The organism is Pantoea sp. S62 (genome assembly GCF_016658625.1).
Lineage (GTDB): Bacteria > Pseudomonadota > Gammaproteobacteria > Enterobacterales > Enterobacteriaceae > Pantoea > Pantoea vagans.
This window is the reverse complement of record NZ_JACVVI010000007.1, coordinates 1-25,085: the sequence shown is the minus strand read 5'-3', so window position 1 is coordinate 25,085 and position 25,085 is coordinate 1. Positions and strand designations below refer to the sequence as shown.

Annotated in this window: 23 protein-coding genes and 1 pseudogene; 9 read left to right on the top strand and 15 right to left on the bottom strand. The window is 55.4% G+C overall.

The window, feature by feature from the left end; all coding sequences use genetic code 11:
- Positions 1 to 4 precede the first annotated feature (4 nt).
- From atpH to ravA, 12 genes are all read right to left on the bottom strand, one after another.
- Positions 5 to 538 (bottom strand): F0F1 ATP synthase subunit delta, encoded by a 534-nt coding sequence (gene atpH / locus IBT54_RS12075; RefSeq protein WP_201252213.1) that lies wholly within the window; start codon positions 536 to 538, stop codon positions 5 to 7.
- Positions 539 to 552: 14 nt separating this feature from the next.
- Positions 553 to 1,023, bottom strand: coding sequence for a F0F1 ATP synthase subunit B (gene atpF, locus IBT54_RS12070; protein WP_003849528.1), 471 nt, complete (start codon positions 1,021 to 1,023; stop codon positions 553 to 555).
- A 107-nt stretch (positions 1,024 to 1,130) separates the two neighbouring features.
- Entirely contained in the window at positions 1,131 to 1,370 is a 240-nt protein-coding gene (gene atpE / locus IBT54_RS12065) for a F0F1 ATP synthase subunit C (protein WP_003849523.1), read from the bottom strand.
- Positions 1,371 to 1,475: 105 nt separating this feature from the next.
- Complete coding sequence (gene atpB, locus IBT54_RS12060) at positions 1,476 to 2,294, bottom strand: F0F1 ATP synthase subunit A (RefSeq protein ID WP_003849506.1); 819 nt, start codon at positions 2,292 to 2,294, stop codon at positions 1,476 to 1,478.
- A gap of 8 nt (positions 2,295 to 2,302) precedes the next feature.
- Positions 2,303 to 2,683, bottom strand: a complete 381-nt coding sequence (gene atpI, locus IBT54_RS12055; RefSeq protein WP_013359561.1) for a F0F1 ATP synthase subunit I — start codon at positions 2,681 to 2,683, stop codon at positions 2,303 to 2,305.
- Positions 2,684 to 3,387: 704 nt separating this feature from the next.
- On the bottom strand, positions 3,388 to 4,011 hold the full coding sequence (rsmG, locus tag IBT54_RS12050) for a 16S rRNA (guanine(527)-N(7))-methyltransferase RsmG (protein WP_013359560.1): 624 nt from the start codon (positions 4,009 to 4,011) through the stop codon (positions 3,388 to 3,390).
- A 47-nt stretch (positions 4,012 to 4,058) separates the two neighbouring features.
- Positions 4,059 to 5,948, bottom strand: a complete 1,890-nt coding sequence (mnmG, locus tag IBT54_RS12045; RefSeq protein WP_013359559.1) for a tRNA uridine-5-carboxymethylaminomethyl(34) synthesis enzyme MnmG — start codon at positions 5,946 to 5,948, stop codon at positions 4,059 to 4,061.
- Positions 5,949 to 6,380: 432 nt separating this feature from the next.
- Positions 6,381 to 6,821 carry an FMN-binding protein MioC gene (gene mioC, locus IBT54_RS12040; protein WP_033784342.1) on the bottom strand — a complete coding sequence of 147 codons (441 nt, stop codon included), beginning with the start codon at positions 6,819 to 6,821 and terminating at the stop codon, positions 6,381 to 6,383.
- Positions 6,822 to 6,975: 154 nt separating this feature from the next.
- Positions 6,976 to 7,437, bottom strand: coding sequence for a transcriptional regulator AsnC (gene asnC / locus IBT54_RS12035; RefSeq protein ID WP_013359557.1), 462 nt, complete (start codon positions 7,435 to 7,437; stop codon positions 6,976 to 6,978).
- A 104-nt stretch (positions 7,438 to 7,541) separates the two neighbouring features.
- On the bottom strand, positions 7,542 to 9,680 hold the full coding sequence (ovoA, locus tag IBT54_RS12030) for a 5-histidylcysteine sulfoxide synthase (protein ID WP_199226927.1): 2,139 nt from the start codon (positions 9,678 to 9,680) through the stop codon (positions 7,542 to 7,544).
- Between the two features lie 71 nt (positions 9,681 to 9,751).
- The gene (viaA, locus tag IBT54_RS12025; RefSeq protein WP_033784340.1) at positions 9,752 to 11,212 is read right to left on the bottom strand and encodes an ATPase RavA stimulator ViaA; all 1,461 of its coding nucleotides are present in this window, start codon (positions 11,210 to 11,212) and stop codon (positions 9,752 to 9,754) included.
- Complete coding sequence (ravA, locus tag IBT54_RS12020) at positions 11,209 to 12,705, bottom strand: ATPase RavA (RefSeq protein WP_013359554.1); 1,497 nt, start codon at positions 12,703 to 12,705, stop codon at positions 11,209 to 11,211. The genes viaA and ravA overlap by 4 nt, the downstream gene beginning before the upstream one ends.
- A gap of 290 nt (positions 12,706 to 12,995) precedes the next feature.
- On the opposite strand from ravA, the gene kup reads away from it, so the two are divergent.
- Positions 12,996 to 14,864, top strand: coding sequence for a low affinity potassium transporter Kup (gene kup / locus IBT54_RS12015; protein ID WP_013359553.1), 1,869 nt, complete (start codon positions 12,996 to 12,998; stop codon positions 14,862 to 14,864).
- 15 nt (positions 14,865 to 14,879) lie between these two features.
- Here kup and qseC read toward each other — a convergent pair whose 3' ends face one another.
- Positions 14,880 to 16,235, bottom strand: a complete 1,356-nt coding sequence (gene qseC / locus IBT54_RS12010; RefSeq protein ID WP_201252212.1) for a quorum sensing histidine kinase QseC — start codon at positions 16,233 to 16,235, stop codon at positions 14,880 to 14,882.
- Positions 16,223 to 16,894: a quorum sensing response regulator transcription factor QseB gene (gene qseB / locus IBT54_RS12005; RefSeq protein WP_061061170.1), complete on the bottom strand. Its 672-nt coding sequence runs from the start codon at positions 16,892 to 16,894 to the stop codon at positions 16,223 to 16,225. Before qseB ends, qseC begins: the two co-directional genes overlap by 13 nt.
- 162 nt (positions 16,895 to 17,056) lie before the next feature.
- Between qseB and IBT54_RS12000 the strand changes: the two genes are divergently transcribed.
- From IBT54_RS12000 to rbsR, 7 genes are all read left to right on the top strand, one after another.
- Positions 17,057 to 17,464 carry a YgiW/YdeI family stress tolerance OB fold protein gene (locus IBT54_RS12000; protein ID WP_033784337.1) on the top strand — a complete coding sequence of 136 codons (408 nt, stop codon included), beginning with the start codon at positions 17,057 to 17,059 and terminating at the stop codon, positions 17,462 to 17,464.
- 182 nt (positions 17,465 to 17,646) lie between these two features.
- Positions 17,647 to 18,066 carry a D-ribose pyranase gene (rbsD, locus tag IBT54_RS11995; RefSeq protein ID WP_033784336.1) on the top strand — a complete coding sequence of 140 codons (420 nt, stop codon included), beginning with the start codon at positions 17,647 to 17,649 and terminating at the stop codon, positions 18,064 to 18,066.
- 7 nt (positions 18,067 to 18,073) lie between these two features.
- Complete coding sequence (gene rbsA / locus IBT54_RS11990) at positions 18,074 to 19,582, top strand: ribose ABC transporter ATP-binding protein RbsA (protein WP_201252211.1); 1,509 nt, start codon at positions 18,074 to 18,076, stop codon at positions 19,580 to 19,582.
- Positions 19,579 to 20,550 (top strand): ribose ABC transporter permease, encoded by a 972-nt coding sequence (gene rbsC, locus IBT54_RS11985; RefSeq protein ID WP_013359547.1) that lies wholly within the window; start codon positions 19,579 to 19,581, stop codon positions 20,548 to 20,550. The genes rbsA and rbsC overlap by 4 nt, the downstream gene beginning before the upstream one ends.
- Positions 20,551 to 20,575: 25 nt before the next feature.
- Entirely contained in the window at positions 20,576 to 21,451 is an 876-nt protein-coding gene (gene rbsB, locus IBT54_RS11980) for a ribose ABC transporter substrate-binding protein RbsB (protein WP_201252210.1), read from the top strand.
- Between the two features lie 62 nt (positions 21,452 to 21,513).
- Complete coding sequence (gene rbsK / locus IBT54_RS11975) at positions 21,514 to 22,443, top strand: ribokinase (protein ID WP_201252209.1); 930 nt, start codon at positions 21,514 to 21,516, stop codon at positions 22,441 to 22,443.
- A gap of 4 nt (positions 22,444 to 22,447) precedes the next feature.
- Positions 22,448 to 23,440, top strand: coding sequence for a ribose operon transcriptional repressor RbsR (gene rbsR, locus IBT54_RS11970; protein ID WP_370585068.1), 993 nt, complete (start codon positions 22,448 to 22,450; stop codon positions 23,438 to 23,440).
- Here the strand turns inward: rbsR and mdtD are convergent.
- The gene (mdtD, locus tag IBT54_RS11965) at positions 23,437 to 24,837 is read right to left on the bottom strand and encodes a multidrug transporter subunit MdtD (RefSeq protein WP_033784332.1); all 1,401 of its coding nucleotides are present in this window, start codon (positions 24,835 to 24,837) and stop codon (positions 23,437 to 23,439) included. The genes rbsR and mdtD overlap by 4 nt on opposite strands.
- Positions 24,838 to 24,840: 3 nt before the next feature.
- Between mdtD and IBT54_RS25185 the strand changes: the two are divergent.
- Positions 24,841 to 25,085 (top strand): annotated as a pseudogene (locus tag IBT54_RS25185) (hypothetical protein); the annotation flags it as partial.

The window sequence follows — 25,085 nt, the reverse complement described above, 5'->3', positions numbered from 1 at the left end:
CCCCTTAAGACTGCAAGACGTCAGCCAGACGGTCAAGACGGCCGCGTACGCTGCCATCAATAACCAGATCACCCGAACGGATGATCACGCCTGCCATCACAGACTTATCAATTTTGCAATTCAGCTTAACTTTGCGTGACAGACGTTTTTCCATCGCGGCGCTGATTTTATTCAGCTGGTCGTCACTCAGCGTACAGGCGGAGATAACATCAACTTCAGCGGTGGCTTCATGAGCGTCACGCAGTTCGATGTATTGGGCCAGTACAGCCGGAAGCGCTGTCAAACGTCCGTTTTCCGCCATCACCTTAATCAGGTTCTGCGCGGGTTCATCCAGTTGATCACCACAGACTGCGTTAAACGACGCTGCCAGCGCTTCAGGTGCTAATGCACCGGAGAGAAGATCAGCCATCTGTTCATTGCGAGCCACTTCTGCGGCAAACGCCAGCATCTGTTGCCAGCGTTCTATACTTTGATGCTCAACAGCAAAGTCAAAAGCTGCTTTGGCGTAGGGGCGAGCTACAGTAATCAGATCAGACATCAGCCCCTCCCTCCTTACAGTTCAGCGACCAGTTTATCAACGATGTCGCTGTTAGCAGCTTCATCCACGGAGCGTTCGATGATCTTCTCGGCGCCAGCCATAGCCAGCAACGCAACCTGCTTACGCAGTTCTTCACGTGCACGTTTACGTTCGGCATCAATTTCAGCCTGCGCTTGTGTCACGATGCGATTACGTTCGTTTTCAGCTTCGGTTTTCGCTTCGTCCAGAATCTGCGCGCGACGCTTGTTCGCTTGCTCGATAATGACCTGAGCGTCTTCTTTAGCTTTTTTCAGCTGGTCGGTCGCATTAGCCTGCGCGAGATCCAAATCTTTCTTTGCACGTTCAGCAGAAGCAAGGCCTTCAGCAATTTCTTTCTGGCGCTTTTCGATAGCAGCCATGAGCGGCGGCCATACGTACTTCATGCAGAACGCGACAAACAGGATGAACGCGATAGCCTGGCCGAGGATTGTTGCATTAATGTTCACAGCACAATGCCTCTAGATTGAGTATTTAACTTTTCTGCCGTTATCGTTGTGATAAGCGGCAGAATCCGTTCACCCCTGCACATTGTGCGCTGAGTGAACACAGGGCTTTAGGCGACAGCAAACATCACGTACAGACCCAGACCAACAGCGATCATCGGGATTGCATCCACCAGACCCATTACAACAAAGAACTGCGTACGCAGCAGAGGAATCAGGTCAGGCTGACGAGCAGCGCCTTCCAGGAATTTTCCTCCGAGGATGCCGATACCGATCGCAGCACCGATTGCCGCCAGGCCCATCATCACAGCGGCAGCCATGTACAGCAGATCCATATTCAGGTTTTCCATGACAGTCTCCAGTTTGTTTCAGTTAAATGCTCCCTTCATCTTCCGGGCTTCAGCGGAGTACGCTGCAACCCGGAATCAAGAGGGAAAGTAGTGTTGAGAAAAAAATCAATGCTCTTCAGATGCCATCGACAGATAGACAATCGTGAGGACCATGAAAATGAAAGCCTGTAGCGAAATGATCAGGATGTGGAAAATGGCCCACGGCACATTCAGCACCCACTGCGACCACCACGGCAACAGACCGGCAATAAGGATAAAGATCAGTTCACCCGCATACATGTTACCGAACAGTCGTAAACCCAGTGACACAGGCTTAGACAGAAGGCTTACACCTTCCAGAATCAGGTTGATCGGGATGAAGATCGGGTGGTTAAAAGGCTGCAGCGTCAGCTCTTTCGTGAAGCCGCCAATGCCTTTCATTTTGATGCTGTAGAACAGAATCAAAATAAATACGCCCAACGCCATAGATAGCGTGATGTTCACGTCTGCAGACGGTACGACGCGCAGCGCCGGTAACCCCAATACGTGCTCACCAATATATGGCAGCAGGTCGATTGGCAGCAGATCCATGAAGTTCATCAGGAAGACCCAGACAAAAATTGTCAGAGCCAGCGGGGCGATAAGTTTGCTCTTACCGTGATACATGTCGCGCACGTTACTATCAACGAAACCGACAACCAGTTCGATAGCCGCCTGCATTTTCCCTGGTACACCGCTGGTAGCAGACTTCGCCACGCTACGGAACAACACCAGGAAGATGATTCCCAGCACCATAGAGAAAAACATGGAATCGATATTTAATACCCAGAACGTCGCGGGAGCGTCGTGCGGATTCACTAACTCGAAGGTACGCAGGTCCAACTGAAGATGAGTCAGGTGGTGACCAATGTACTCTTGCGGAGTAGAGATTTCTCCTGCAGCCATGATGCCTCTTACCCTTTGTTGTTAATTACCGCCGGTGCCAGCATTTGAACCACCAGCACCGATAACCAGGTTATTCCGACCGGCCAGAAGACCGCCCCGAACAGACCCAACGCCACAATGAGCAAAATGATGGTCGCAAACACTTTAGCAATTTCACCTAAAGCGAAGCTCCACGCGACTCGCCCCGAAGCGGGGGGTTGCCCCTGCAGGCGCCAGGCTAAAAACAAAAACAATACGTTTGGCAGCCAGGCTGCCGCTCCGCCAGCAAGAGCAGAGACACCCCAGGTGACATCTTTAACAGCAAAGAGTCCGCCGATGATGACTATCGTCACCAGCTGAATCATCAGCACCGTTCGGGCGAATTTTACACTGTAAAGAGACACTGACATGACGCTGATACTCTCCTGCCCCGTTAGGGGTATGTCGCGTGTCGTATAAGACTGCCTTTGCGCAGTTGAGTCAAGCAGCAAAAGCCGTGCAAATTATACGGGCCGCACCTGCGATTTCAATCGGTAAGTAGCGAAAAGGTGAACAATTATTTAAATTTCTTTCCGGAGGGCTATTTTTCCAAAGATTACCCTGCAGAGATTCACCCGAATCTGACTGAAAATTCACTCGCATCTTGCTTTTAAAGCGTGCTTTAGATCACATAATAAGCACTCACACGACATTGAGTTTTATCTGCGGTCTATTTAAGAACAATCTGCAAAACAGATTAATCCTTTAAAATCAGAATATTGAAATTACAAAAATGTGTCCGCAAGACTATTTTCACAGAAAACACGCTATTGACATCGAACTGTGCATGAGAATCGTGAAATTGATATTACGTACGCAAAGTTATTACCACGATATATTTTCCGGCGTGACTACTTTTATTCCGCGACCCGCCTATACAAGTGATATTTCTGATAACTGAATGTGAATTAAACGTTAAATGTAACAGAGCTTTTCGGATAATTTCCGTCTCCGTTTTTAACCTTCGCTCAGCCAGGGCTTAATCAAAATCTTTTATTGATAGCGCATCATCTGCACTTTTTTCATCCATACCCTGATAAAAACCCTGGCAGATAAGCGTTAAATTTCTGGAAACTCAGGCCTGCTGGTGACGAATAATGACCAGATGACGGTCACCTTCCAGCTGAGGCACCTGCAGCTTTATCACTGCATCTGAGAGATAGCCAGCGGGTAACTCAGCCATTTCATCGTCCGGACGGACACCTTTGAGCGCATAAAAGCGCCCTTCCCCGCCAGGCAGATGGTGACACCAGTTCACCATGTCGGTCAGCGAGGCGAATGCACGGCTGATGACGCCATCAAAAGGTGGCTCAGCTGGAAACGCCTCAACCCGGCTCTGTACCGGAGTAATGTTAGTGAGTCCTAACTCATGCTGAACCTGACGCAGGAAGCGCACCCGCTTGCCCAGACTGTCGAGCAGCGTAAAATGCGCATCGGGCATCACGATAGCCAGCGGAATGCCAGGCAGACCGGGACCGGTGCCGACATCAATGAAACGCGAACCTTTCAGATGCGGCGCCACCACAATGCTGTCGAGGATATGGCGAACCAGCATCTGCTGCGGATCGCGCACGGATGTCAGATTGTAGGCTTTGTTCCACTTATCCAGCAGGCCGACATAGGCAACCAGCTGCTGTTTTTGTTGATCGGAGAGGGAAATACCGGCTGCCTTTAGCAGCGACGTGAGTGTGTTAATCACAGCATAAGTCCATTCAGCGGGGGCGAGTCGCCTCGCCCCGTTTCAGATCAGGCGCTTTTGCGCAGCAGACCCTGTTTTTTCAGATAGATCAGCAGTATTGAGATGGCCGCCGGAGTAATGCCGGAAATACGCGTTGCCTGACCAATCGACACGGGTTTGTGATCGTTCAGCTTGGCGATCACCTCGTTCGAGAGGCCATTCACCTGACGGTAGTCGAGTTCCACCGGCAGCAGCGTATTCTCATTACGCAGCTGCCGATCGATCTCTTCCTGCTGACGCGCGATATAGCCTTCATATTTGACCTGAATCTCAACCTGCTCAGCGGCCTGTTCATCAGCCAGTGCCGGACCAAAGGCATCCAGCGTCATCAGCTTCAGATAGGTCAGCTCAGGACGGCGCAGCAAATCTTCACCGCTCGCTTCTTTAGTCAGCGGCGCGCTGAGTACCGTGTTCACTTCGGTCACATGCTCTGACTTCGGATGAACCCAGATATCGCGCAGGCGCTGACGCTCCTGTTCAATCGCTTCCAGCTTCTGATTGAAACGCGCCCAGCGCGCATCATCCACCAGGCCCAGTTCACGGCCGGTTTCGGTCAGGCGCAGGTCAGCATTGTCTTCGCGCAGCATCAGGCGGTATTCCGCACGGGAGGTAAACATCCGGTACGGCTCTTTGGTGCCAAGTGTGCAGAGGTCATCCACCAGTACGCCGAGATAAGCCTGATCGCGGCGTGGTGCCCAGCCCTCTTTGTCGGCAGACTGACGGGCCGCATTCAGACCGGCCAGCATTCCCTGCGCAGCCGCTTCTTCGTAGCCGGTTGTGCCGTTGATCTGTCCGGCAAAGAACAGGCCGTGAATGAATTTACTTTCCAGCGTCGGTTTGAGATCGCGCGGATCGAAGAAGTCATACTCGATGGCATAGCCCGGACGCACGATCTTCGCATTCTCCATGCCCTGCATCGACCGGACGATCTGAATCTGCACATCAAAAGGCAGACTGGTCGAGATACCGTTCGGGTAGATCTCATTGCTGGTCAGCCCTTCCGGCTCCAGGAAGATCTGATGCGAGTTGCGATCGGCAAAACGCATCACTTTGTCTTCGATCGACGGGCAGTAGCGTGGGCCGATCCCTTCAATGATCCCGGCGTACATCGGGCTGCGATCCAGGTTATTGCGGATCACCTCATGGGTTTTCTCGTTGGTATGCGTGATCCAGCACGGCACCTGCTGCGGATGCTGAGAGGCATTGCCCATAAACGAGAAGACCGGCATCGGGTTATCACCGTGCTGCGGGCTGAGCACTGAAAAGTCGATGGTGCGCGCATCGATACGCGGTGGCGTACCGGTCTTGAGGCGGTTTACCCGCAGCGGCAGCGCCCGCAGTCGTTTTGCCAGTGGAATAGACGGGGGATCGCCAGCGCGACCGCCGCTGTAATTGTCCAGACCGATATGAATTTTGCCGTCAAGGAATGTTCCGACTGTAAGAACGACGGTTTTCGCGCGGAACTTCAGTCCCATCTGAGTGACGGCACCCACGACACGATCGTTTTCCACGATAAGATCGTCGACCGCCTGCTGGAAGATCATCAGATTGGGCTGATTCTCTAGTGCCGTACGCACCGCCTGGCGATAGAGCACGCGATCGGCCTGAGCACGGGTCGCCCGTACTGCCGGGCCTTTACTGGCGTTTAGTATCCTGAACTGAATACCCGCCTGGTCAATCGCACTGGCCATCAGACCACCCAGGGCATCCACTTCCTTCACCAAATGTCCTTTGCCAATACCACCAATCGCCGGGTTACAGGACATTTGTCCAAGCGTATCAATGTTATGGGTGAGTAACAGGGTTTGCTGACCCATTCGGGCTGCCGCCATTGCGGCTTCGGTGCCCGCATGACCACCACCAATTACGATGACGTCAAAAGGATCCTGATAAAACATGAAGTGGTACCTCGGTTGATGAACTTGCAGGATCGTCGTCCTGGGGCGTGGATTCTACTCAAATTCCGTCTGGGGTGAAAGCCGCGGGATCGTCCGGTTTTAAAAGAAAGGATCTTAGATCTGTATATGATCTTTCTGTTAGATCTCTTATTAGGATCCCTGCTTTCTGTGGATATGTGCCAGAAGCATTGCAGAAACAACAGGATGAAGAGGATCACTACCTGTGAGTGATCGGTGATCCTGATCCGTATAAGCTGGGATCAAAACGCCATGTTATCCACAGATCAAAAATCATCCTACCGTTGTTCTTTGGATAACTACCGGTTATACGCAGTAAAATAGGGTAGTTATCCACAAAATAAACGAGCGGAAAAGGATAAAATCAGCATCTTCCACTGGGGATCGTGACTATTTCGCGATCCCCAGCCCCATTCAGATCGCCTTTTTCCAGCTTTCCAGCCAGGCTTCCGCCGGATCTTCAGGGATCTCATGCTCCAGCACGTCAATCTCAAGACGATCGCCGATCTGCCGGGCCCCCTGAGCAATTAACAGCGCTTCTATCTGGCGAATCGCGCCACAAAAGAGATCATATTCATGATTACCGAGTCCAATCGCACCAAACCGGACCTGAGAGAGATCGGGCTGGCTTTCCGTGATGGCTTCGAACAGCGGCAGCAGGTTGTCAGGAATATCGCCGGCACCATGAGTTGAGCAGACCACCAGCCAGATACCCTCCTGCGGCACCTCATCCAGCTCCGGGCCATGCAGCATCTGCGTTGAGAAGCCCGCTTCCTGTAATTTTTCTTCCAGATGTTCAGCCACATACTCTGCGCTACCCAAGGTACTGCCACTGATTAAGGTAATATCGGCCATCTTGCTCTCCCGGAGATTAAGGCGAGCATTGTACGCTGTGATCAAGCAGTGATCCACCTGTGGACAACAGGGTTAATAGATCAGAAGAAGCTAACGCAGCCGTTGTCAGCCGCTACATTCGTCAGGGATAAGATTATGCACAAGGCGGGATGGATCAGGGCTTGATGGTACGCATGATCGGGTTTTGCAGCGAGATCAGGGTTTCTGTCGACTGAATTTCATCGATGGTCTGGATCTTGTTGATCAGCACCTGTTGCAGAGCGTCGATTGACCGGCACATCACTTTAATAAAGATGCTGTAGTGGCCGGTGGTGTACCAGGCCTCAACCACTTCATCCAGCGCCTCCAGTTTGCTCAGCGCCGCCGGATAGTCTCGTGCGCTCTTGAGGATGATGCCGATAAAACAGCAGACATCAAACCCCAGTTGACGCGGATCGATATCAACCCGGGTGCCCAGGATAATGCCCGCCTGCTTCATCTTTTCCACCCGCACATGAATGGTGCCGGGGCTGACATTAAACTGTTTTGCCAGCTCGGCGTAAGCGGTGCGCGCATTATCCAGCAGGGCATTCAGAATGCCGCGATCCAGGTTATCGAGCTGCAGATGTTCGGCCATGGCCATCCTCGTTATTGGTCTGCTTTAAGTAAACAAGGGTGAATGTGCAGCAAAATAGCGGTTCAGGCAACTACCGGCAGCGACGGGCGCCGCTGCCGGTTCACTTAGCGTTTGCGCCAGACGGTGACCTGCGCCAGCGTGTGCTGGAATTTGCGGGCCGTTTCGCGGATTACAAAGGGTTTATCCTGCGGTTCACCGACCAGTTCGAAGTCGGCTGCCAGCAGACGCTGCAGTGCCTGCAGCGTCGTCAGCGCCTCACCATTTTCACGCACGCCGCCCAGCCAGTTCTCCTTCGGCGTGAAATCCTCCAGCCAGGTATAAGGCGATGAGAGCAGCAGGATGCCGCCCTGACGCAGCATCGGCGTGACATCCCGCAGGAAACGAGCAGGCTGGCGCAGGCGGTCGATCAGGTTGGAGGCGAGCACCAGATCGTAACGACCCGGCTGCGGCTTCAGGTTACAGGCGTCGCCCTGAACAAACTGAATCCGCTGTGCCAGTTCACTCTCCAGCGCAAAATCTTTCAGGCGAACCTGACGATACTCCACCAGATCGCCTTCCTGAGGCAGCAGATAGCGGAAGTCTTCGCCGCTGGCCAGCTGCAGCGCCACGTCGATGAAGCGTGCCGAGTAGTCCATTCCGGTAACGCGCTCAAAGTGGCGAGCCAGTTCGAAACTGGCGCGTCCGGTGGCACAGCCGATATCCAGGGCATCACCACGGGCTGAGGTGTAATTCAGCGCCAGCTTCACCAGGCTCTCGGCATAGTTATCCACGCCGAAATAGCGCGGGCCATACTGGAAGTCGAGGTACTGCGACACCATCGCGTCGGATTCATACGGGTTCAGCGCCATGGTTTCCTGATGGCTGGACACCACGTAGCGGAAACCGGCGTGCTGGAAGAAGTGGCGGCGGAACGCATAGCGTGCCGATTTCAGCGCCTCATTGCCGGTCGAGATCCAGCTGCCGCCTTTGATCAGGGAATGTTTGCCATCGAAGGTCGGGGTAGAGAAATCATCGTAAAGCGGGTGGACTTTGAAGCCTTCAAAGCCATTGGTCGGCGTGGTCGTCCATTGCCAGACGTTACCGACGATATCGAAGAACGCGCCCTGAGCGAAGAGATCCACCGGCGATGAGGACGCCCAGTACGCCAGGTTAATGTTGCCTGGCGCCGGTTCCCAGTCCGGCTGATCGCCCGCGACCTGTTCGCGCAGCTGAGCCCACTCCGCTTCACAGGGGAGCTGAACGCTCATACCGGTCTGTTCCGCTTTCCAGCGGCAGAAAGCCGCCGCTTCCAGCTGATTGACCTCGGCAGGCCAGTCCCACGGCATCGCCACTTCTTCACACATCAGACGCAGTTTAAGCTGATCGGGCATCGCAGGCGTGCCGACCCAGAAAGTGGGCATCTCTGCTTTGGCAAACTGACACCAGCCCCAGCCTTCATCATCCCACCAGCGGGCATCCTGATAACCGCCCGCATCAACGAACGCCATGAATTCCGCATTGCTGACCAGCATTTTGCTCGCCTGGAACGGCTGCAGCGTAACCTGCTGGCGGCCATATTCATTATCCCAGCCGTAGGTATCGTCGGTTTTACCCAGCGTGACGGTGCCGCCTGGCATCGGCAGCAGGGCATTGGCCGGAACAGCTTCGCGCTGATGGCGCGCCATTGGACAGACCGGCCATGCGGCCTGCGGTCTGACCCACTCAATCGGTAACTGGCGGATCAGCACGCTGGAGGTTTCCAGATGAATACGCTCATGTTCAATGCCCATCAGGATCACCCAGGCCGGGCTCTCCCAGCTGATCGGCAGCGTGAGCGGTAGGGTCTGGATCAGATCGCTGACCAGCGCTTTAACGCGTCCGCGGTATTCACGGACTTCATCAATGGTGGGCCAGTCATAGTGACTGTCGTTGAGATCATCCCAGCTCATCTCATCCACACCAATCGCCATCATCGCTTCGATACGATCGTCCAGACGCGCATCAATGAGGCGTCCGGCCATCAGCTTATTAATGTAGAAGGTGGCGGTGTGACCAAAATAGAAGATTAATGGATGGCGCAGCGGAATGGCTTTGGTAAACCAGGCCTGTGAATCGGCCAGACAGGTGAACAGACTTTCATACTGTTCCCAGGTCTGATGAAAATAGGCCAGCAATTCGGCACGTTTTTGTTCTATGTTCTGGCCGGAGAGCATTAACGTCCGCGTCGGTGCAGGCAGATCGCGATGGGGTTGAGCAAGCGTCACAGGAAGCTCCAGATTGCTGAGTAAGTGAAACGGTAATTCACTATAGCAAATAAGCATTTCTGCAAGATGACTTAACGGCGCCAGTGGCGCAGCAGGCGGCTTTTCATGCCGGTGTCGAAGCGCCAGATATGGTCGAAGATGCGCAGAATACCTGGTTTCCCGTGGGCCGACATTGCCACGGCGTGAAAACGTTGCTGATTATGTCGCTGGCGCTTTTTGATCGCCCCGATGACCTCTTCCGGCAGACGCTGGGCAATAAAATCGGAAACGATCACCGCATCGGCTTCCTCCCACAGTGCGCCTTCCATTCGGGTGACAACCGAAGAGAGACAGGCGGCCAGATCGGTGCCGCCACGGAAACGCTGGCTCAGAAAGCGAATCGCCTGCTCCAGTCCGTCCTCACCGGTCAGCTCATAGCCAATCACCTCATGCGCAAACAGCATGATGTAGCAGCGACGGCGATCGGCCAGCGCGACCTTCAGCAGTGCCAGACAAAAGGCTTTAGCGCAACGCTCATTAAAGCCACCCATCGAACCGGAGGTATCCACGCAGACGATAAACGGCCCGCGCGGCTGCTCTTCATGCTGCTGGTGGCTGGCCGGACGCATCGTCACCTTTTCATGCCAGGCATCGCCCTGCAGCTTATAGGTCAGCAGCCGTTTCTCGACCAGCCGCCGGTAAAATTCCAGCTCCAGTTCGCTGATGCTCAGCGCGGCTAACTCCGGCGGTAACAGTCGCAGCACGTCATCGCTCTGATGAATGCCGCTGACCTCTTCCGGCACGGATGCAGGCTCCTGCACCAGATGATGAAAAGCTTCCATCGGGGCATCCTGTGACGGCACCGATTTTGCCTCGCGGCTGCGACCCAGCTGCTGGGCCAGCTTCAGCAGCTCCGGTTGCTGCGCCAGAAAGTCGCCATATTGCAGCATCAGCTGATAATCGCCGGGCTGCAGTGACGCTTTGCTCATGTCCCACAGCCGGCCAGCGGCGGCTTCATCATCGTCACTGAGAATCGGAGCCAGCTGACCGCTCAGGGCCATGCGCTGCTGCAGTTCCGCCAGCAGGCGTTCGCGCTGCTGCTCCAGCAAATCCTGATTCAGCGTCAGAGTTTGTAAGGTCAGGCTCAGCCGCCAGCGCTGTAAAAAAAGCTGGTGCTGCGCGCTGCTGAGATGCCCGATATCGGTGTGTTGCAGCAGCCGGTTAGCTTCATCAAGAAAAGGAGACGGCAGGCTTTGAAGCGCCTCAAGTGTGGCAGTCAGCTGCTGGCTGAATTCACGATCGCTGAGGAGCTGGATGCGCTGGAACAGCTGAAACTCTTCGGCCAGCGTGGCCGGAACCGGCGTGTCTTTGAGTTCAGCACTAATCTCCGCTCGCCAGCGTGGCACATCGCGCAGCAGCGCTTTTTTCAGTCCGGGGAATTTTTCAAAAAACAGCGCCAGCTGTGGGGACGCCAGCAGGGCAATAATCAGCTCTTCAATCAGTTCGGTCTCACCCACTGAGAGCAGCGTGCTCAGCGTCTCGACTGAGATCATTTACGCGCCTGTTTCAGCTGTTCTGCCACATCCTGCAGGCTGGTTTCGACCCGCGCCAGCCAGTCATCACTGATAAACAGGCAGCGCTGATGCTGGCTGAACAGATGACGCTGCGACCGCAGCTCACTTTCCAGCGCATCCAGTGCTTCGGTGATTTCACCGGGCAACGGCTCGCTGTTGCTGACGCCTGGCAGCATCAGACGTGACGATTGCAGGCTCACATCACGGATAGCCAGGCAGTGCTGCGCATCCACCTGTAAATCCAGGCTTTGTGCAAAGCCAATCCCATTGAGCTTGCCGCGAACCTCACCGCCTTTCTGCAGCCACTGATTCAGGGCATCACGCGCAATCACAATATGGCTTACCTGCATGTCATGCAGCATCAGCGGCTTTTGCAGCATCAGCGTCAGTTGCTCATCGGTAAAGCTTTCCGGCAAATCGTAATGGGGCTTGCGGCTGAACATGCCGCTGTGTCTTTCCAGAGTGATCGCCTGCGCGATGCTCTGCTGCTGTTGCAGAGCCAGACGACGCGCTTTTATCTGCTGCAGTTTCAGCAGCATTGGCTGCTGCTGCCAGGCGTGCTGCGTCATCAGCTGATCGATTTCTCGTTCCAGCAACTGCATGGAGGCGACGTCGTGCCAGAGGCAATCTTTCAGCAGGATCAGGTCTATCGGGGCAATGGTATTGCGACCGCTGTAGAAGGCGCTGGCCTGCAGCAGATGGATGGCTTTTTTCCAGCGACGATCGGAAATGTAAGGTGCGGCAGGCTGGCTCTCCAGTTGCTGACGCAGCTGATAAATCAGCTCAAAGACGGCATCGGGCAGGCTGACCTGGCTGATGCCGAGCTGCCACTGCGCATACTCTTCATCACTGATGCGCAGGGACTCCGCGACCGGATTGGTGTGCTCATCCTGCTGGTGGGTCAGCATGCTGCGAAAGTTCTGCTTCTCATGCACGTTATCCAGCCACAGGCGGATCAGCATTCGATCATAAAGCGCCTCAAGGCCGCTATCCGCTTCCGGCAGTTCGTTGGAAGCGGTAACCAGCAGCCGCATCGGGATGGTCTCTTCGCTGTCACCATTGCGGAAGCGGCGCTCATTGATAGCGGTCAGCAGGGTATTCAGAATCGCCGGGCCGGCTTTCCAGATCTCATCCAGAAAAACAATCTCGGCGTCGGGCAGATAGCCTTTAGTGAGACGCTGGTAGCGTCCTTCGTCTTTCAGTGCCTGAATGGAGAGCGGGCCAAACACCTCTTCCGGCGTGGAGAAACGGGTCATCAGATATTCAAAGGCGCGGGCGTGCTGAAAGGCATATTTAAGGCGGCGGGCAATCAGGCTCTTGGCGATGCCCGGCGGTCCCAGCAGAAACACGCTTTCACCGCTCAGCGCGGCCAGCAGGCAAAGGCGAATGGCATGGTGCCGTTCATATAATCCTTTTTCTAACGCATTGCTAAGACGAGAAATTCTTTCTGCCAAAAGATGGGGTTGAGCCATAATCACATCAATGTCCTTACGATCGTCGGGCCGCCGCGCTTAAGCAAGCGCCTTACTCTATAGATCATCATGCGTGAAAGCGTTGATAGCTGTCAGCTTTTTTGTTTCAGAAGGTTTGCCTGTTTTAAAGTGGTGCCGAATGACAATTTATCGTCTGAAATGACCCCGTTACCCTGACCGCGAGGCGAAGCGGGTATAGGAATTTTCGTTAAACCGTGCATACTGTGCGCTTTTTGATGGCCTGAGCGAGGGGTTTTTGTACCTCTTAGACTCCAACAAAAGATAACTCTATGAGCTCGGATAATAAGCAGTCACTTCGCGGATTAACGCTGGCCGCCATTGGTGTTGTTTACGGGGATATCGGCACCAGTCCGCTGTATACCTTGCGTGAATGTCTCTCCGGACAGTTTGGTTTCGGCGTTGAGCGGGAAGCGGTATTTGGCTTTCTGTCGCTGATTTTCTGGCTGCTGGTGCTGGTGGTCTCACTGAAGTACATCAGTTATGTGATGCGCGCCGACAACGCCGGGGAAGGCGGGATTCTGACCCTGATGTCGCTGGCAGGTCGCCATACCGGTGCACGCGCCACGGCGGTGCTGGTGATCATGGGCCTGATTGGTGGCAGCTTCTTCTATGGAGAGGTGGTAATTACGCCAGCCATTTCGGTGATGTCCGCCATCGAAGGCCTGGAGATTGCCGCGCCGTCGCTGGATCCCTTTATTGTGCCGATGTCGATTGCGGTGCTGACGCTGCTGTTTGCCATTCAGAAGCATGGCACCGGTATGGTGGGTAAACTCTTTGCGCCGGTAATGCTGGTCTGGTTTCTGGTGCTGGCGATCCTGGGTGTCATGGGCATCATGCGAAATCCGGACGTGCTGCATGCGCTGAATCCTGCCTATGCGGTGGAATTCTTCCTGCACTATAAGTCCGTTTCGTTCTTCGCCCTCGGTGCAGTTGTACTGGCGATTACCGGGGTCGAGGCGCTTTATGCCGATATGGGGCACTTCGGTAAAGTGCCGATTCGGCTGGCCTGGTTTTCGGTGGTGCTGCCGTCGCTGGTGCTGAACTACTTTGGTCAGGGCGCGCTGTTACTCAGCGATCCTAAAGCAATTAAAAACCCTTTCTTTCTGCTGGCCCCGGACTGGGCGCTGATCCCGATGCTGATTCTGGCGACGCTGGCTACGGTGATCGCTTCGCAGGCGGTGATCTCCGGTGTCTTCTCGCTGACGCGTCAGGCGGTGCGACTGGGTTATCTGCCGGGGATGCGTATCATCCACACTTCTGAGCGCGAATCGGGCCAGATTTATATTCCGGTGATCAACTGGGTGCTCTACTTCGCCGTGCTGATTGTGATTATCAGCTTTGAGCATTCAAGTAATCTGGCTGCGGCCTACGGTATTGCGGTGACCGGCACCATGGTGCTGACGGCAATGCTCTCCTGCACCGTGGCGGTTAAAAACTGGCACTGGAACAAGCTGGCGGTCGCCGTCATCCTGGTGCTGATGCTCTGCATTGACGTGCCGCTGTTTACCGCTAACCTGGTGAAAATTTTCTCTGGTGGCTGGCTGCCGCTCTGTCTCGGCCTGGTGATGTTTATCATTATGACGACGTGGAAAAGCGAACGTTTCCGTCTGCTGCGCCGTATGCACGAACATGGTAACTCCCTGGAGGCGATGATCGCGTCGCTGGAGAAATCGCCACCGGTTCGCGTACCGGGCACAGCGGTCTATATGTCGCGTGCCCTGAATGTGATTCCGTTTGCCATGCTGCACAACCTCAAGCACAACAAAGTGTTGCATGAGCGGGTCGTGCTGCTGACGTTGCGCACTGAAGATGCGCCATACGTGCACAACGTGCGTCGTGTCACCATTGAGCAGCTGTCGCCGACCTTCTGGCGGGTGGTGGCAAGCTATGGCTGGCGTGAGACGCCAAACGTTGAGGAGATTTTCCACCGTTGCGGGCTGGAAGGACTTAACTGCCGCATGATGGAGACCTCGTTCTTTATGTCGCATGAGTCGCTGATCATCGGCAAACGGCCGTGGTATCTGCGCCTGCGCGGCAAACTCTTCCTGGCGCTGCAGCGCAATGCGCTCCGTGCGCCAGACCAGTTTGAGATCCCGCCAAACCGCGTGATTGAGCTGGGCACCCAGGTCGAGATTTGATTGGCAGCGCCCGCCTTACGGGGCGGGCGCTGACCAGCGTAGCGTGACGCACAAGCCGCCGCCGGGTCGCTGGCTGAACGTAACCTGCATCCCATGCAACTGGGCGATATTACGCACTATCGATAATCCCAGCCCGCTCCCGCTCTTCTCCTGACCTGGCGGTCGCCAGAAACGCTCACCGAGCCGTTGCAGGTCGGCAGCACTCAGACCCTCACCGTTATCCTCTACCGACAGGCTGTTTGCCTGCAACCGCACATCGACTTCGCTGCCCGCAGGCGTATAGCGAATGGCGTTATCCAGCAGATTCCGCACCAGCAGTGACAGTAACAGTGGATGACCCTGAATCTGCGGATCGGCCTCCGCGTGCAGCCGCAGGGTGACGCCGGTTTTATCGGCCAGCGGCAATTGTGCGGCGATCGTCTCCTGCACCGTGCGTTTCAGCGCCACCGGTTCGAAGGCGCTGCGTGCATCATCGGCTTCAACCCGCGAAAGCGTCAGCAGCTGATCCACCAGCCGCGTAGCGCGTGCAATGCCGGCATCCAGCTGTTGCAGCGCATGGGTTCGCATCACTTCGTCATCCGCCGTCAGCTGGATCACTTCGCTTTGCACCTGCAGAGCGGCCAGCGGACTGCGCAGCTCATGTGCGGCATCGGAGGTAAAGCGACGTTCACGCTGCATCATGGCGCTGATGCGGCTGAACAGGCCATTGAGCGCCATCATCAGCGGCTGTACCTCTTTCGGCACGCGGTCTGCCTGCAGCGGCGTATCGTCATCAGGCGCGCGCTGCGCCAGCTGCTGCGCCAGCGTCTTCAGCGGTCGCAGTTCAGACCAGACCAGTCCGATGAGTAACAGCAGCATAAACGGCAGCGCGATCAGCCAGGGCAGCATACTGGCTTTCATCAGATCCTGTGTTATGTCGTCGCGGTATTCCGACTCCTGACCGACGACTACCCGGAACTTCTGATCCGGTGTGGTCAGCCAGACAAACCGCCAGCGATCGTCATCATTGGTGAGCTGTCCTTCATGAAATCCCTGATAGTCCGCCTCAAACGGCAGATAGCGGCCATTATCGCCATCATTCATCACCTGCCTGCCGTCACGTGTGAAGACAGCAAAGGCCAGGGCATCGTCATCCTGATCGCCACGATGGTGCCGCAGCATCGCTTTGGTTCGGGGCAATAGGGTGTTGTCCAGCGAAGAGAAATCCAGCGTCAGCAGGCGCTTGGCCAGCAGCATCTGCTGGGTATCAAACAGCTCATCAAGGGTTTCACGGGTCTGATGCCAGGCACTCAGGCTGGCACTGGCCCAGCAGAGGCCGAGCAGCAGCACGAAACCGAGGCCCAGCCGCAGAAACAGGCTCATTGATCGCATTCAGCGGCTCCCAGGGTATAACCGACGCCGTGCAGCGTGCGGATAAACGCGCTGCCCAGCTTTTTACGCAGATGATGGATATGCACTTCTACCGCGTTGCTGGAGACGTCGGCATCCCAGCTGTAGAGCTTCTCTTCCAGCTGGCTGCGCGTCAGCACCCGGCCCGGGTTGCGCATAAAGAGTTCCAGCAGCGCCAGTTCACGGCTTTTCAGCTCAATCGTCTCGCCCTCGCGCATCACACTGTGACTGCCGGGGATCAGTACCACGTTACCGTGACGGAGTTCGGGCTGCAGCTGACCGTGACGGCGGCGGATTAGCGCCTGTAAGCGCGCGGCCACTTCGGTTAAGGCAAAGGGCTTGCACAGATAGTCATCGGCTCCCATCTGCAGGCCTTCAACCCGCTGATCGAGCGCATCGCGGGCAGTCAGTATCAGGACCGGCACATCATTTCCCTGCTGCCGCCACTGCCGCAGGATATCGAGTCCATCCCGCTCAGGCAGAGAAAGGTCCAGGATCACCGCATCCCAGGGCGCGGCCTCCAGCGCGTTACAGCCCGCCTCACCAGACGTAAACCAGTCAACGCTGAAGCCCAGTTTACTCAGCCCCGCTTTGATACCGTCGCCAATTAAGCGATCGTCTTCAATCAGTAAAATACGCATCACGTCTCCCTGTTCCGATAGCGTTTTATACGAAGCAACTTCCTCACTGTACAGCTGATTTCGGCGAAAATGGCTTATTTTTCACGCTTAAGAAGCTGTTAAGAACTCTGTGGTCAACTGGGCGTATTCAAACCGAAAACACCACTGAGAAAGGGGTACACCATGAAAAAGCACGCTGCAATTCTGGCCGTCGTTATGCTGGCTTCCGCCCCGGTTTTCGCTGCACAGCAGGGCGGATTTGTTGATCCCAGTGCGCCAGCCGCACAGACGCCGTCAGCATCCGGTCAGGGCGGCTTCAGTGCCGATCACACCAGTGTGGTGACCGTGAAGCAGGCTGAAGAGATGAAAGATGACAGCTGGATCACCGTACGCGGCAAGCTGGAAAAACAGATCGGCAAGGAAGATTATCTGTTCCGCGACCAGACGGGCACCATGAAAGTTGAAATCGACCACAAGCACTGGAACGGCCAGACCATCACGCCCAAAGATAACGTTGAGCTGACGGGTGAACTGGATAAAGATTTCAACAGCATTGAGATGGATGTTAAGCAGGTTAAGAAACTGCCTTAATTCCCTCCTGCCGGGCCGCATTCACGGCCCTTTTTGCGTCCCCTTCCCCGCCTTAATGCAAATTTCCTCCCGCGTGAGCGAAACGTTTCGATAGCGATCACAGATTTCTTCTTTGCCGGTTGAGTTGATGGCGGCTTTTCATACACTCCAGACAGCGAAACGTTTCGCTGTGGAGTAAAAAAATGAAAAAAGGTCGCCTGTTAAACGCTGAACTCTCACATGTGATTGCCCGCCTGGGACACACGGATACGCTGACGATTGCCGATGCTGGCTTGCCGATTCCGGCTGGACCGCAGCGCATCGACTTAGCGCTCACGCCGGGTACGCCCGATTTTATGCAGGTGGTTAATGCTGTCGCACTGGAGATGCAGGTAGAGAGCGCCCTGATCGCGGAGGAGATTAAGCAGCATAATCCGCACCTTCATAGCGCGCTTGTCGCCGTGCTCGAAGCCTTGCAACAGCACCAGGGGAATCGCATCACCATCAGCTACACCAGTCATGAACAATTCAAACAACAAACGCAGCGTAGTCAGGCGGTCATTCGGAGCGGAGAGTGCTCTCCGTTTGCGAATGTCATCCTCAGCGCCGGTGTGACCTTCTGAGGCCGCTATGCAACCTTTACTGCAACTCGACGGCATTGAAAAATCCTTTCCGGGCGTAAAAGCCCTGAAGGGGGCGTCGCTGAATGTCCGTGCAGGACGCGTGATGGCGCTGGTGGGCGAGAACGGCGCAGGCAAGTCCACCATGATGAAAGTGCTGACCGGGATCTATCAATATGATGCCGGTACGCTGCGCTGGCTCGGCAAAGAGACCCGTTTCAGTGGACCGAAAGCGTCACAGGAAGCGGGCATTGGCATCATCCATCAGGAGCTGAACCTGATCCCTCAGTTAACCGTGGCGGAGAATATTTTTCTCGGTCGCGAATATGTGGGGCGTTTTGGCCGTATCCAGTGGCCGCGTATGTATGCCGAAGCCGATGCGCTGCTCAAAAGGCTCAATCTGCGCTTCAACAGCCACAAGCTGGTGGGCGATTTGTCGATTGGCGATCAGCAGATGGTCGAAATCGCCAAAGTGCTGAGCTTTGAGTCGCAGGTCATCATCATGGATGAGCCGACCGATGCGCTGACCGATACCGAAACGCTGTCGCTGTTCCGGGTGATCAACGAACTGAAAGCGCAGGGCTGCGGCATCGTCTATATCTCGCATCGCATGAAAGAGATCTTTGAGATCTGCGATGACGTCACGGTATTCCGCGACGGTCAGTTTATTGCTGAACGTCCGGTCAGCGAGCTGACCGAAGAGAGCCTGATCGAGATGATGGTCGGGCGCAAGCTGGAAGATCAATATCCGCATCTTGATCAGGCGCCAGGCGACGTGCGGCTTAAAGTGGAGAACGTCAGCGGGCCGGGCGTGGAGAACGTCAGCTTCATTCTGCGCAAAGGCGAAATCCTTGGCATCTCGGGTCTGATGGGCGCGGGCCGCACCGAACTGATGAAGGTGCTCTACGGCGCGCTGCCGCGTCGTGAAGGTGCAATGTGGCTTAATGGACGGGAAGTGGTGACGCGTTCGCCGCAGGACGGGCTGGCTAACGGTATCGTCTACATCTCGGAAGATCGTAAGCGTGATGGTCTGGTGCTGGGCATGTCAGTGAAAGAGAACATGTCGCTGACGGCATTAGGCTATTTCAGTCACGGCAGCGGCACGCTGAAACATGCGGCAGAGCAGCTGGCGGTAGGCGATTTTATCCGGCTGTTCAACGTGAAAACGCCTTCTATGGAGCAGCCGATTGGCCTGCTTTCAGGCGGCAACCAGCAGAAAGTGGCGATTGCCCGCGGTCTGATGACCCGCCCTAACGTGCTGATTCTGGACGAACCGACCCGCGGTGTGGATGTCGGTGCGAAGAAAGAGATCTATCAACTGATTAACCAGTTTAAAGCCGAAGGGCTGAGCATCATCCTGGTCTCCTCGGAAATGCCGGAAGTGCTGGGCATGAGCGATCGAATTCTGGTGATGCATGAAGGCCGTATCAGCGGCGAATTTACCCGTGAAGACGCCACTCAGGAAAGCCTGATGGCAGCCGCCGTAGGCAAGCAACACAGCGAGGATTTAGTGGTATGACGACCCAAACTTTACCGGCCAGCCGTCGCTGGTTTAGCAAAAGCTGGCTGCTGGAACAGAAGTCGCTGATTGCGCTGATGGTGCTGATCGCCGTGGTGGCCAGCCAGAGCCCGAACTTCTTTACCGTGGCGAACCTGTTCAACATTCTGCAGCAGACCTCGGTTAACGCCATTATGGCGGTCGGGATGACGCTGGTGATCCTGACTTCCGGTATCGACCTCTCGGTGGGTTCGCTGCTGGCTCTGACGGGCGCAGTGGGTGCATCGCTGGTGGGCATGGAGGTCAATGCTCTGGTCGCGGTGGCGGCTTCGCTGGCGCTGGGTGCGGCAATCGGTGCTCTGACCGGCACCATTGTGGCGCGCGGCAAGGTTCAGGCCTTTATCGCCACGCTGGTTATGATGCTGCTGCTGCGCGGTGTGACCATGGTCTATACCGACGGCAGCCCGATTAACACCGGTTTCAGTGCCAATGCCGATCTACTGGGCTGGTTTGGTATTGGTCGCCCGCTGGGTATCCCTGCGCCGGTCTGGCTCATGGCGCTGGTCTTTATCGCCGCTTGGTACATGCTGCAGCACACGCGTCTGGGTCGCTACATCTATGCGCTTGGCGGTAACGAAGCGGCAACGCGTCTCTCCGGCATCAATGTGAATCGCGTCAAAATCATCGTCTATTCACTGAGCGGCATGCTGGCAGCGCTGGCGGGCACCATTGAAGTGGCGCGTCTCTCATCAGCACAGCCGACAGCGGGTACCGGCTATGAGCTGGATGCAATTGCTGCGGTCGTGCTGGGCGGAACCAGCCTGGCTGGCGGTAAAGGCCGTATTTTCGGCACCCTGATTGGCGCGCTGATCCTCGGCTTCCTGAACAACGGCCTGAACCTGATGGGCGTCTCTTCGTACTACCAGATGATCGTTAAAGCGGTGGTCATCCTGCTGGCGGTGCTGGTGGATAATAAAAGCAGTAAATAACTCTGACCTTACACAGGATAATAAGATGAAAAAGTTAACCGCACTGGCCATGATCCTCGGCGCAATGCTCAGTACCAGCGCCATGGCAAAAGATACCATCGCGCTGGTGGTTTCAACCCTGAACAACCCGTTCTTTGTTTCTCTGAAAGAGGGTGCTCAGAAAGAAGCGGACAAACTGGGCTACAACCTGGTGGTGCTGGATTCACAGAACAACCCGGCTAAAGAGCTGGCGAACGTGCAGGATCTGACCGTTCGCGGTACTAAGCTGCTGCTGATCAACCCGACTGACTCTGATGCTGTGGGCAACGCCGTGAAGATGGCTAACCAGGCGAATATTCCTGTCATCACGCTGGACCGCGTTGCGGCACAGGGCACGGTGGTCAGCCACGTCGCTTCCGATAACCGTTTCGGCGGTAAAATGGCCGGTGACTTCATCGCCAAAAAAGTCGGCGAAAAGGCCAAAATTATTGAGCTGCAGGGCATTGCCGGAACCTCTGCTGCCCGCGAACGTGGCGAAGGCTTCAAACAGGCCGCTGATGCGCATAAATTCCAGATCCTCGCCAGCCAGCCTGCTGACTTTGACCGCACCAAAGGTCTGAACGTCATGCAGAACCTGCTGCAGGCACACCCGGACGTTCAGGCAGTATTCGCTCAGAACGACGAAATGGCGCTGGGTGCACTGCGTGCGCTGCAGACTGCCGGAAAAACTGGTGTGATCGTGGTGGGTTTTGACGGCACTGCTGATGGCGTGAAAGCCGTAGAAGCTGGCAAACTGTCTGCCACCGTGGCACAGATGCCAGAAAAAATTGGCATGATCGGCGTGGACACCGCTGATAAAGTGCTGAAGGGTGAAAAAGTGAAGGCGATCAATCCGGTCGACCTGAAGCTGGTCACTCAATAACTCAAAGAAAAGCAGGGCACCGCGCCACCCTCCCGGTGGCGCACTTATTTCGGACTCCCCTAATGAGCAAAAACGCAAAACTGGCCGTTCTTGGCAGCATTAATGCTGACCACATCCTTAATCTGGCGCACTTCCCTCGTCCCGGTGAAACGGTGATCGGGCAGAATTATCAGGTTGCGTTTGGCGGTAAAGGCGCGAATCAGGCGGTCGCCGCGGGTCGTGCGGGTGCCGATATCGCCTTTATTGGCTGTGTGGGCGCTGACGACATTGGCGAACGTATTCGTGAGCAGCTCGCACAGGACAATATTGATACAACCCCTGTAGAGGTGGTTGAGGGCGAGTCGACCGGTGTGGCGATGATCTTCGTCAACGGTGACGGTGAGAACAATATCGGCATCTACTCTGGTGCAAACGCGGCGCTAACGCCCGATTGCGTGGCGCGTCATCAGCAGGTTATTGCCGATGCCGATGCACTGTTAATGCAGCTGGAATCACCGCTGGAGAGCGTGCTGGCTGCCGCGACATTTGCCCGGCAGCATCAGACGCAGGTTATTCTCAATCCGGCACCCGCTACCTCTCTCTCCGATGAGCTGCTGGCGCTGATTGATATTATTACCCCGAATGAGACCGAAGCAGAAAGTCTGACCGGTATTGCGGTTAACAATGATGAAGATGCGGCCCGCGCGGCGGCAGCACTGCATGCGAAAGGCATCGGCACGGTACTGATTACGCTGGGACGCCGCGGTGTCTGGCTGAGCGAGCAGGGAGACGGTCAGCGTATTGCGGGCTTCAGCGTTAAAGCTATTGATACCATCGCCGCAGGCGACACCTTTAACGGTGCCTTTATTACGGCACGACTGGAGCAGAAGCCAATGTACGACGCGGTGCGATTTGCCCATGCCGCCGCCGCGATTGCCGTTACGCGTTCAGGTGCACAGCCCTCCGTGCCGTGGCGCGCGGAGATCGATGAATTTTTGCAGCAGCAGGGTTAAGCGATTGAGTACCATGAAAGATGTCGCTCGCCTGGCGGGCGTCTCTACCTCCACTGTCTCGCACGTTATTAATAACAACCGCTTTGTCAGTGAAGGCGTGCGGGAAAAAGTTGAGCAGGCGATACGTCATCTTAACTACGCCCCTTCTGCACTGGCGCGCAGTCTGAAAATCAATCAGACGCACACTATCGGTATGTTGCTGACTACCAGCAGTAACCCTTTTTATGCTGAAGTGGTGCGGGGCGTGGAGGAGAGTTGCTATCAGCGTGGCTACAGCCTGATTCTCTGTAATACGGCGGGAGATGAGGAGCGGATGAACCACAGCCTGGAAACGCTGATGCAGAAGCGTGTCGATGGTTTGCTGATCATGTGCACTGAAAGTCACCTGCCGTCGGCAGACATCCTGAATCGTTATCCCTCTATACCTGCGGTGATGATGGACTGGGCACCGTTTGAAGGTCGCGGTGACATCATTCAGGATAACGCGTTGCTGGGCGGCGAGCTGGCCACTCAGCATCTTATCGACAGCGGCTATACCCGCATCGCCTGTATCGCCGGTCCCCAGGATAAAACCCCGGCCCGTATGCGCCTGGAAGGTTATCGCAACGCCATGACTAAGAGTGGGCTGGAGATTTTGCCTGGCTATATCGTGAATGGTGACTTTGAATTTCAGGGTGGCTACAACGGGATGGTCGAGTTGCTGGCGCTGGAAACGCTGCCGGAAGCAGTATTTACCAGTAACGATGCGATGGCTGTCGGCGTTTATCACGCCCTCTATCAGGCTGGCATGCAGGTTCCGCAGCAGATGGCGGTCATGGGATATGACGATATTGAACTGGCGCGCTATCTCACTCCGCCACTGAGTACGATTCACCAGCCCAAAGATGCGCTGGGCGAACTGGCGATAGATACCTTAATTCATCGTCTCAGCGATCCCGACGCCAGCCAGCAAACGCTGGTGCTGACGCCGGAGCTGGTGGTACGTGGCTCAGTTTAGCGCTTTTTCTTCCTGTCGCGATTCGTGATCAGATTACGTCCATCGCCATTTTTCAGCAGCAGAAAAGTCAGCGCTGAAAGCACGGTAACGACACCCATGGTCAGGAACGTGGCATGGAACTGTGAAATGGTGCTGGTTTCAAACTCCTGATAGAAGCGCAGTACCGCAGCACTGACCGCCACACCAAAACTGATCGCTAACTGCTGCGTCACGGCCAGCACGCTGTTACCCCCGCTGGCATTATCATCATCCAGGTCGGCCAGAGTAATAGTGTTCATGGCGGTGAACTGCGTAGACATCGCCATGCCGAGAATAAACAGCGGAAGCAACAGCACAAAGATGCTTTCAGCAGGCGACTGCAGAGAGAAGCTGGCGATCAGGATGCCAATAATAGCGGTGATGCTGACCAGCAGGCGGCGGTAACCCAGCCAGCGCAGCAGTTGTGTCACCGTCGACTTCGCCAGTATTGAACCAATGGCGGTAGGTGCCATCATGCAGCCTGCAATAATAGCTGAATAGCCAAAGCCAACCTGCAACATGAGCGGCATTAAAAAGGGGACGCAGCCGGTACCGAGACGTGATGCAATGTTGCCGCCAATGCCAACCGAGAAGGTCCGGGTTTTAAACATCGGCAGGTTGATGAGGGGCGACGGGTGATTTCGGGCATGCACTATATAGAGAAGTAAAAGCACGATGCCGCTGAGTAATATCCCGCCAGCCAGCCAGGCGGAAACAATCCGCTCACCGAACAGCTCAATCCCAATCGAGATCATTACCAGCCCAGCCCCGAACAGTATAAAACCCAGAAAGTCGAAGCGGCGCTTAGGCGTGGTGAAGTCCGGCATATATTTGCGTGCGTAGATAATGCCGAGAATACCTATCGGGATATTAATTAGGAAGATCCAGTGCCACGTCGCATAGGTGACCAGCACACCGCCCAGCATCGGGCCCAGTATCGGGCCAACCAATCCTGGCATGGTGACGAAATTGAGCACCGGCAGCAGTTCACTGCGCGGATAGGCGCGTAGCAGTGCAAGTCGTGCGACCGGCATCATCATTGCGCCACCCACGCCCTGCACGATTCGCGATATAACCAGCACCGAAAGCGTCGGTGAGAGCGCACACGCCAGCGAGCCGAGGGTGAACAGCGAAACCGCAATGATAAATACCTTACGCGTGCCGAAGCGATCGGCGAGCCAGCCGCTGACCGGAATCAGCATCGCGACAGTGAGGGTGTAACTGATAACGGCGGATTGCATGGCCAGGGGAGAGCGGTCGAGGCTGGTGGCGATAGCGGGCAGGGCAGTATTCAGTATAGTGGCGTCGAGTGACTGCATGAAAAAGGCCATAGCCGCTATCCATGGCAAACCGGCCATGCTGCGCGAGGATTTTATCATTGAGTGTCCTTCCTGGGGTTATCCTGCGAGAAGAAGCAAAATAATAGCACCCGTAACCCCCAACGGCAGGTCTCTTTACAACGTTTGATCGCTGTTTTTGTGCGTTATTCGGCCATGAAACGTCTCTTTTTAAGCCGTTCGTTTAAAAAAGATGCGCTCAGTAAATTAATTCGAAGAAACACTTGTCAGCCTGAGGAAACTCCCTATAATGCGCCTCCATCGACACGGAACACCGGCAACGGGAAACG

What these genes read in the sequence shown, in the direction of transcription:
- atpH (WP_201252213.1), bottom strand. Translation starts at nt 538, where the DNA reads ATGTCTGATCTGATTACTGTAGCTCGCCCCTACGCCAAAGCAGCTTTT.
- atpE (WP_003849523.1), bottom strand. Translation starts at nt 1,370, where the DNA reads ATGGAAAACCTGAATATGGATCTGCTGTACATGGCTGCCGCTGTGATG.
- atpB (WP_003849506.1), bottom strand. Translation starts at nt 2,294, where the DNA reads ATGGCTGCAGGAGAAATCTCTACTCCGCAAGAGTACATTGGTCACCAC.
- atpI (WP_013359561.1), bottom strand. Translation starts at nt 2,683, where the DNA reads ATGTCAGTGTCTCTTTACAGTGTAAAATTCGCCCGAACGGTGCTGATG.
- mnmG (WP_013359559.1), bottom strand. Translation starts at nt 5,948, where the DNA reads ATGTTTTATCAGGATCCTTTTGACGTCATCGTAATTGGTGGTGGTCAT.
- mioC (WP_033784342.1), bottom strand. Translation starts at nt 6,821, where the DNA reads ATGGCCGATATTACCTTAATCAGTGGCAGTACCTTGGGTAGCGCAGAG.
- asnC (WP_013359557.1), bottom strand. Translation starts at nt 7,437, where the DNA reads ATGGCCGAACATCTGCAGCTCGATAACCTGGATCGCGGCATTCTGAAT.
- viaA (WP_033784340.1), bottom strand. Translation starts at nt 11,212, where the DNA reads ATGATCTCAGTCGAGACGCTGAGCACGCTGCTCTCAGTGGGTGAGACC.
- ravA (WP_013359554.1), bottom strand. Translation starts at nt 12,705, where the DNA reads ATGGCTCAACCCCATCTTTTGGCAGAAAGAATTTCTCGTCTTAGCAAT.
- kup (WP_013359553.1), top strand. Translation starts at nt 12,996, where the DNA reads ATGAGCTCGGATAATAAGCAGTCACTTCGCGGATTAACGCTGGCCGCC.
- qseC (WP_201252212.1), bottom strand. Translation starts at nt 16,235, where the DNA reads ATGCGATCAATGAGCCTGTTTCTGCGGCTGGGCCTCGGTTTCGTGCTG.
- qseB (WP_061061170.1), bottom strand. Translation starts at nt 16,894, where the DNA reads ATGCGTATTTTACTGATTGAAGACGATCGCTTAATTGGCGACGGTATC.
- IBT54_RS12000 (WP_033784337.1), top strand. Translation starts at nt 17,057, where the DNA reads ATGAAAAAGCACGCTGCAATTCTGGCCGTCGTTATGCTGGCTTCCGCC.
- rbsD (WP_033784336.1), top strand. Translation starts at nt 17,647, where the DNA reads ATGAAAAAAGGTCGCCTGTTAAACGCTGAACTCTCACATGTGATTGCC.
- rbsA (WP_201252211.1), top strand. Translation starts at nt 18,074, where the DNA reads ATGCAACCTTTACTGCAACTCGACGGCATTGAAAAATCCTTTCCGGGC.
- rbsC (WP_013359547.1), top strand. Translation starts at nt 19,579, where the DNA reads ATGACGACCCAAACTTTACCGGCCAGCCGTCGCTGGTTTAGCAAAAGC.
- rbsB (WP_201252210.1), top strand. Translation starts at nt 20,576, where the DNA reads ATGAAAAAGTTAACCGCACTGGCCATGATCCTCGGCGCAATGCTCAGT.
- rbsK (WP_201252209.1), top strand. Translation starts at nt 21,514, where the DNA reads ATGAGCAAAAACGCAAAACTGGCCGTTCTTGGCAGCATTAATGCTGAC.
- mdtD (WP_033784332.1), bottom strand. Translation starts at nt 24,837, where the DNA reads ATGATAAAATCCTCGCGCAGCATGGCCGGTTTGCCATGGATAGCGGCT.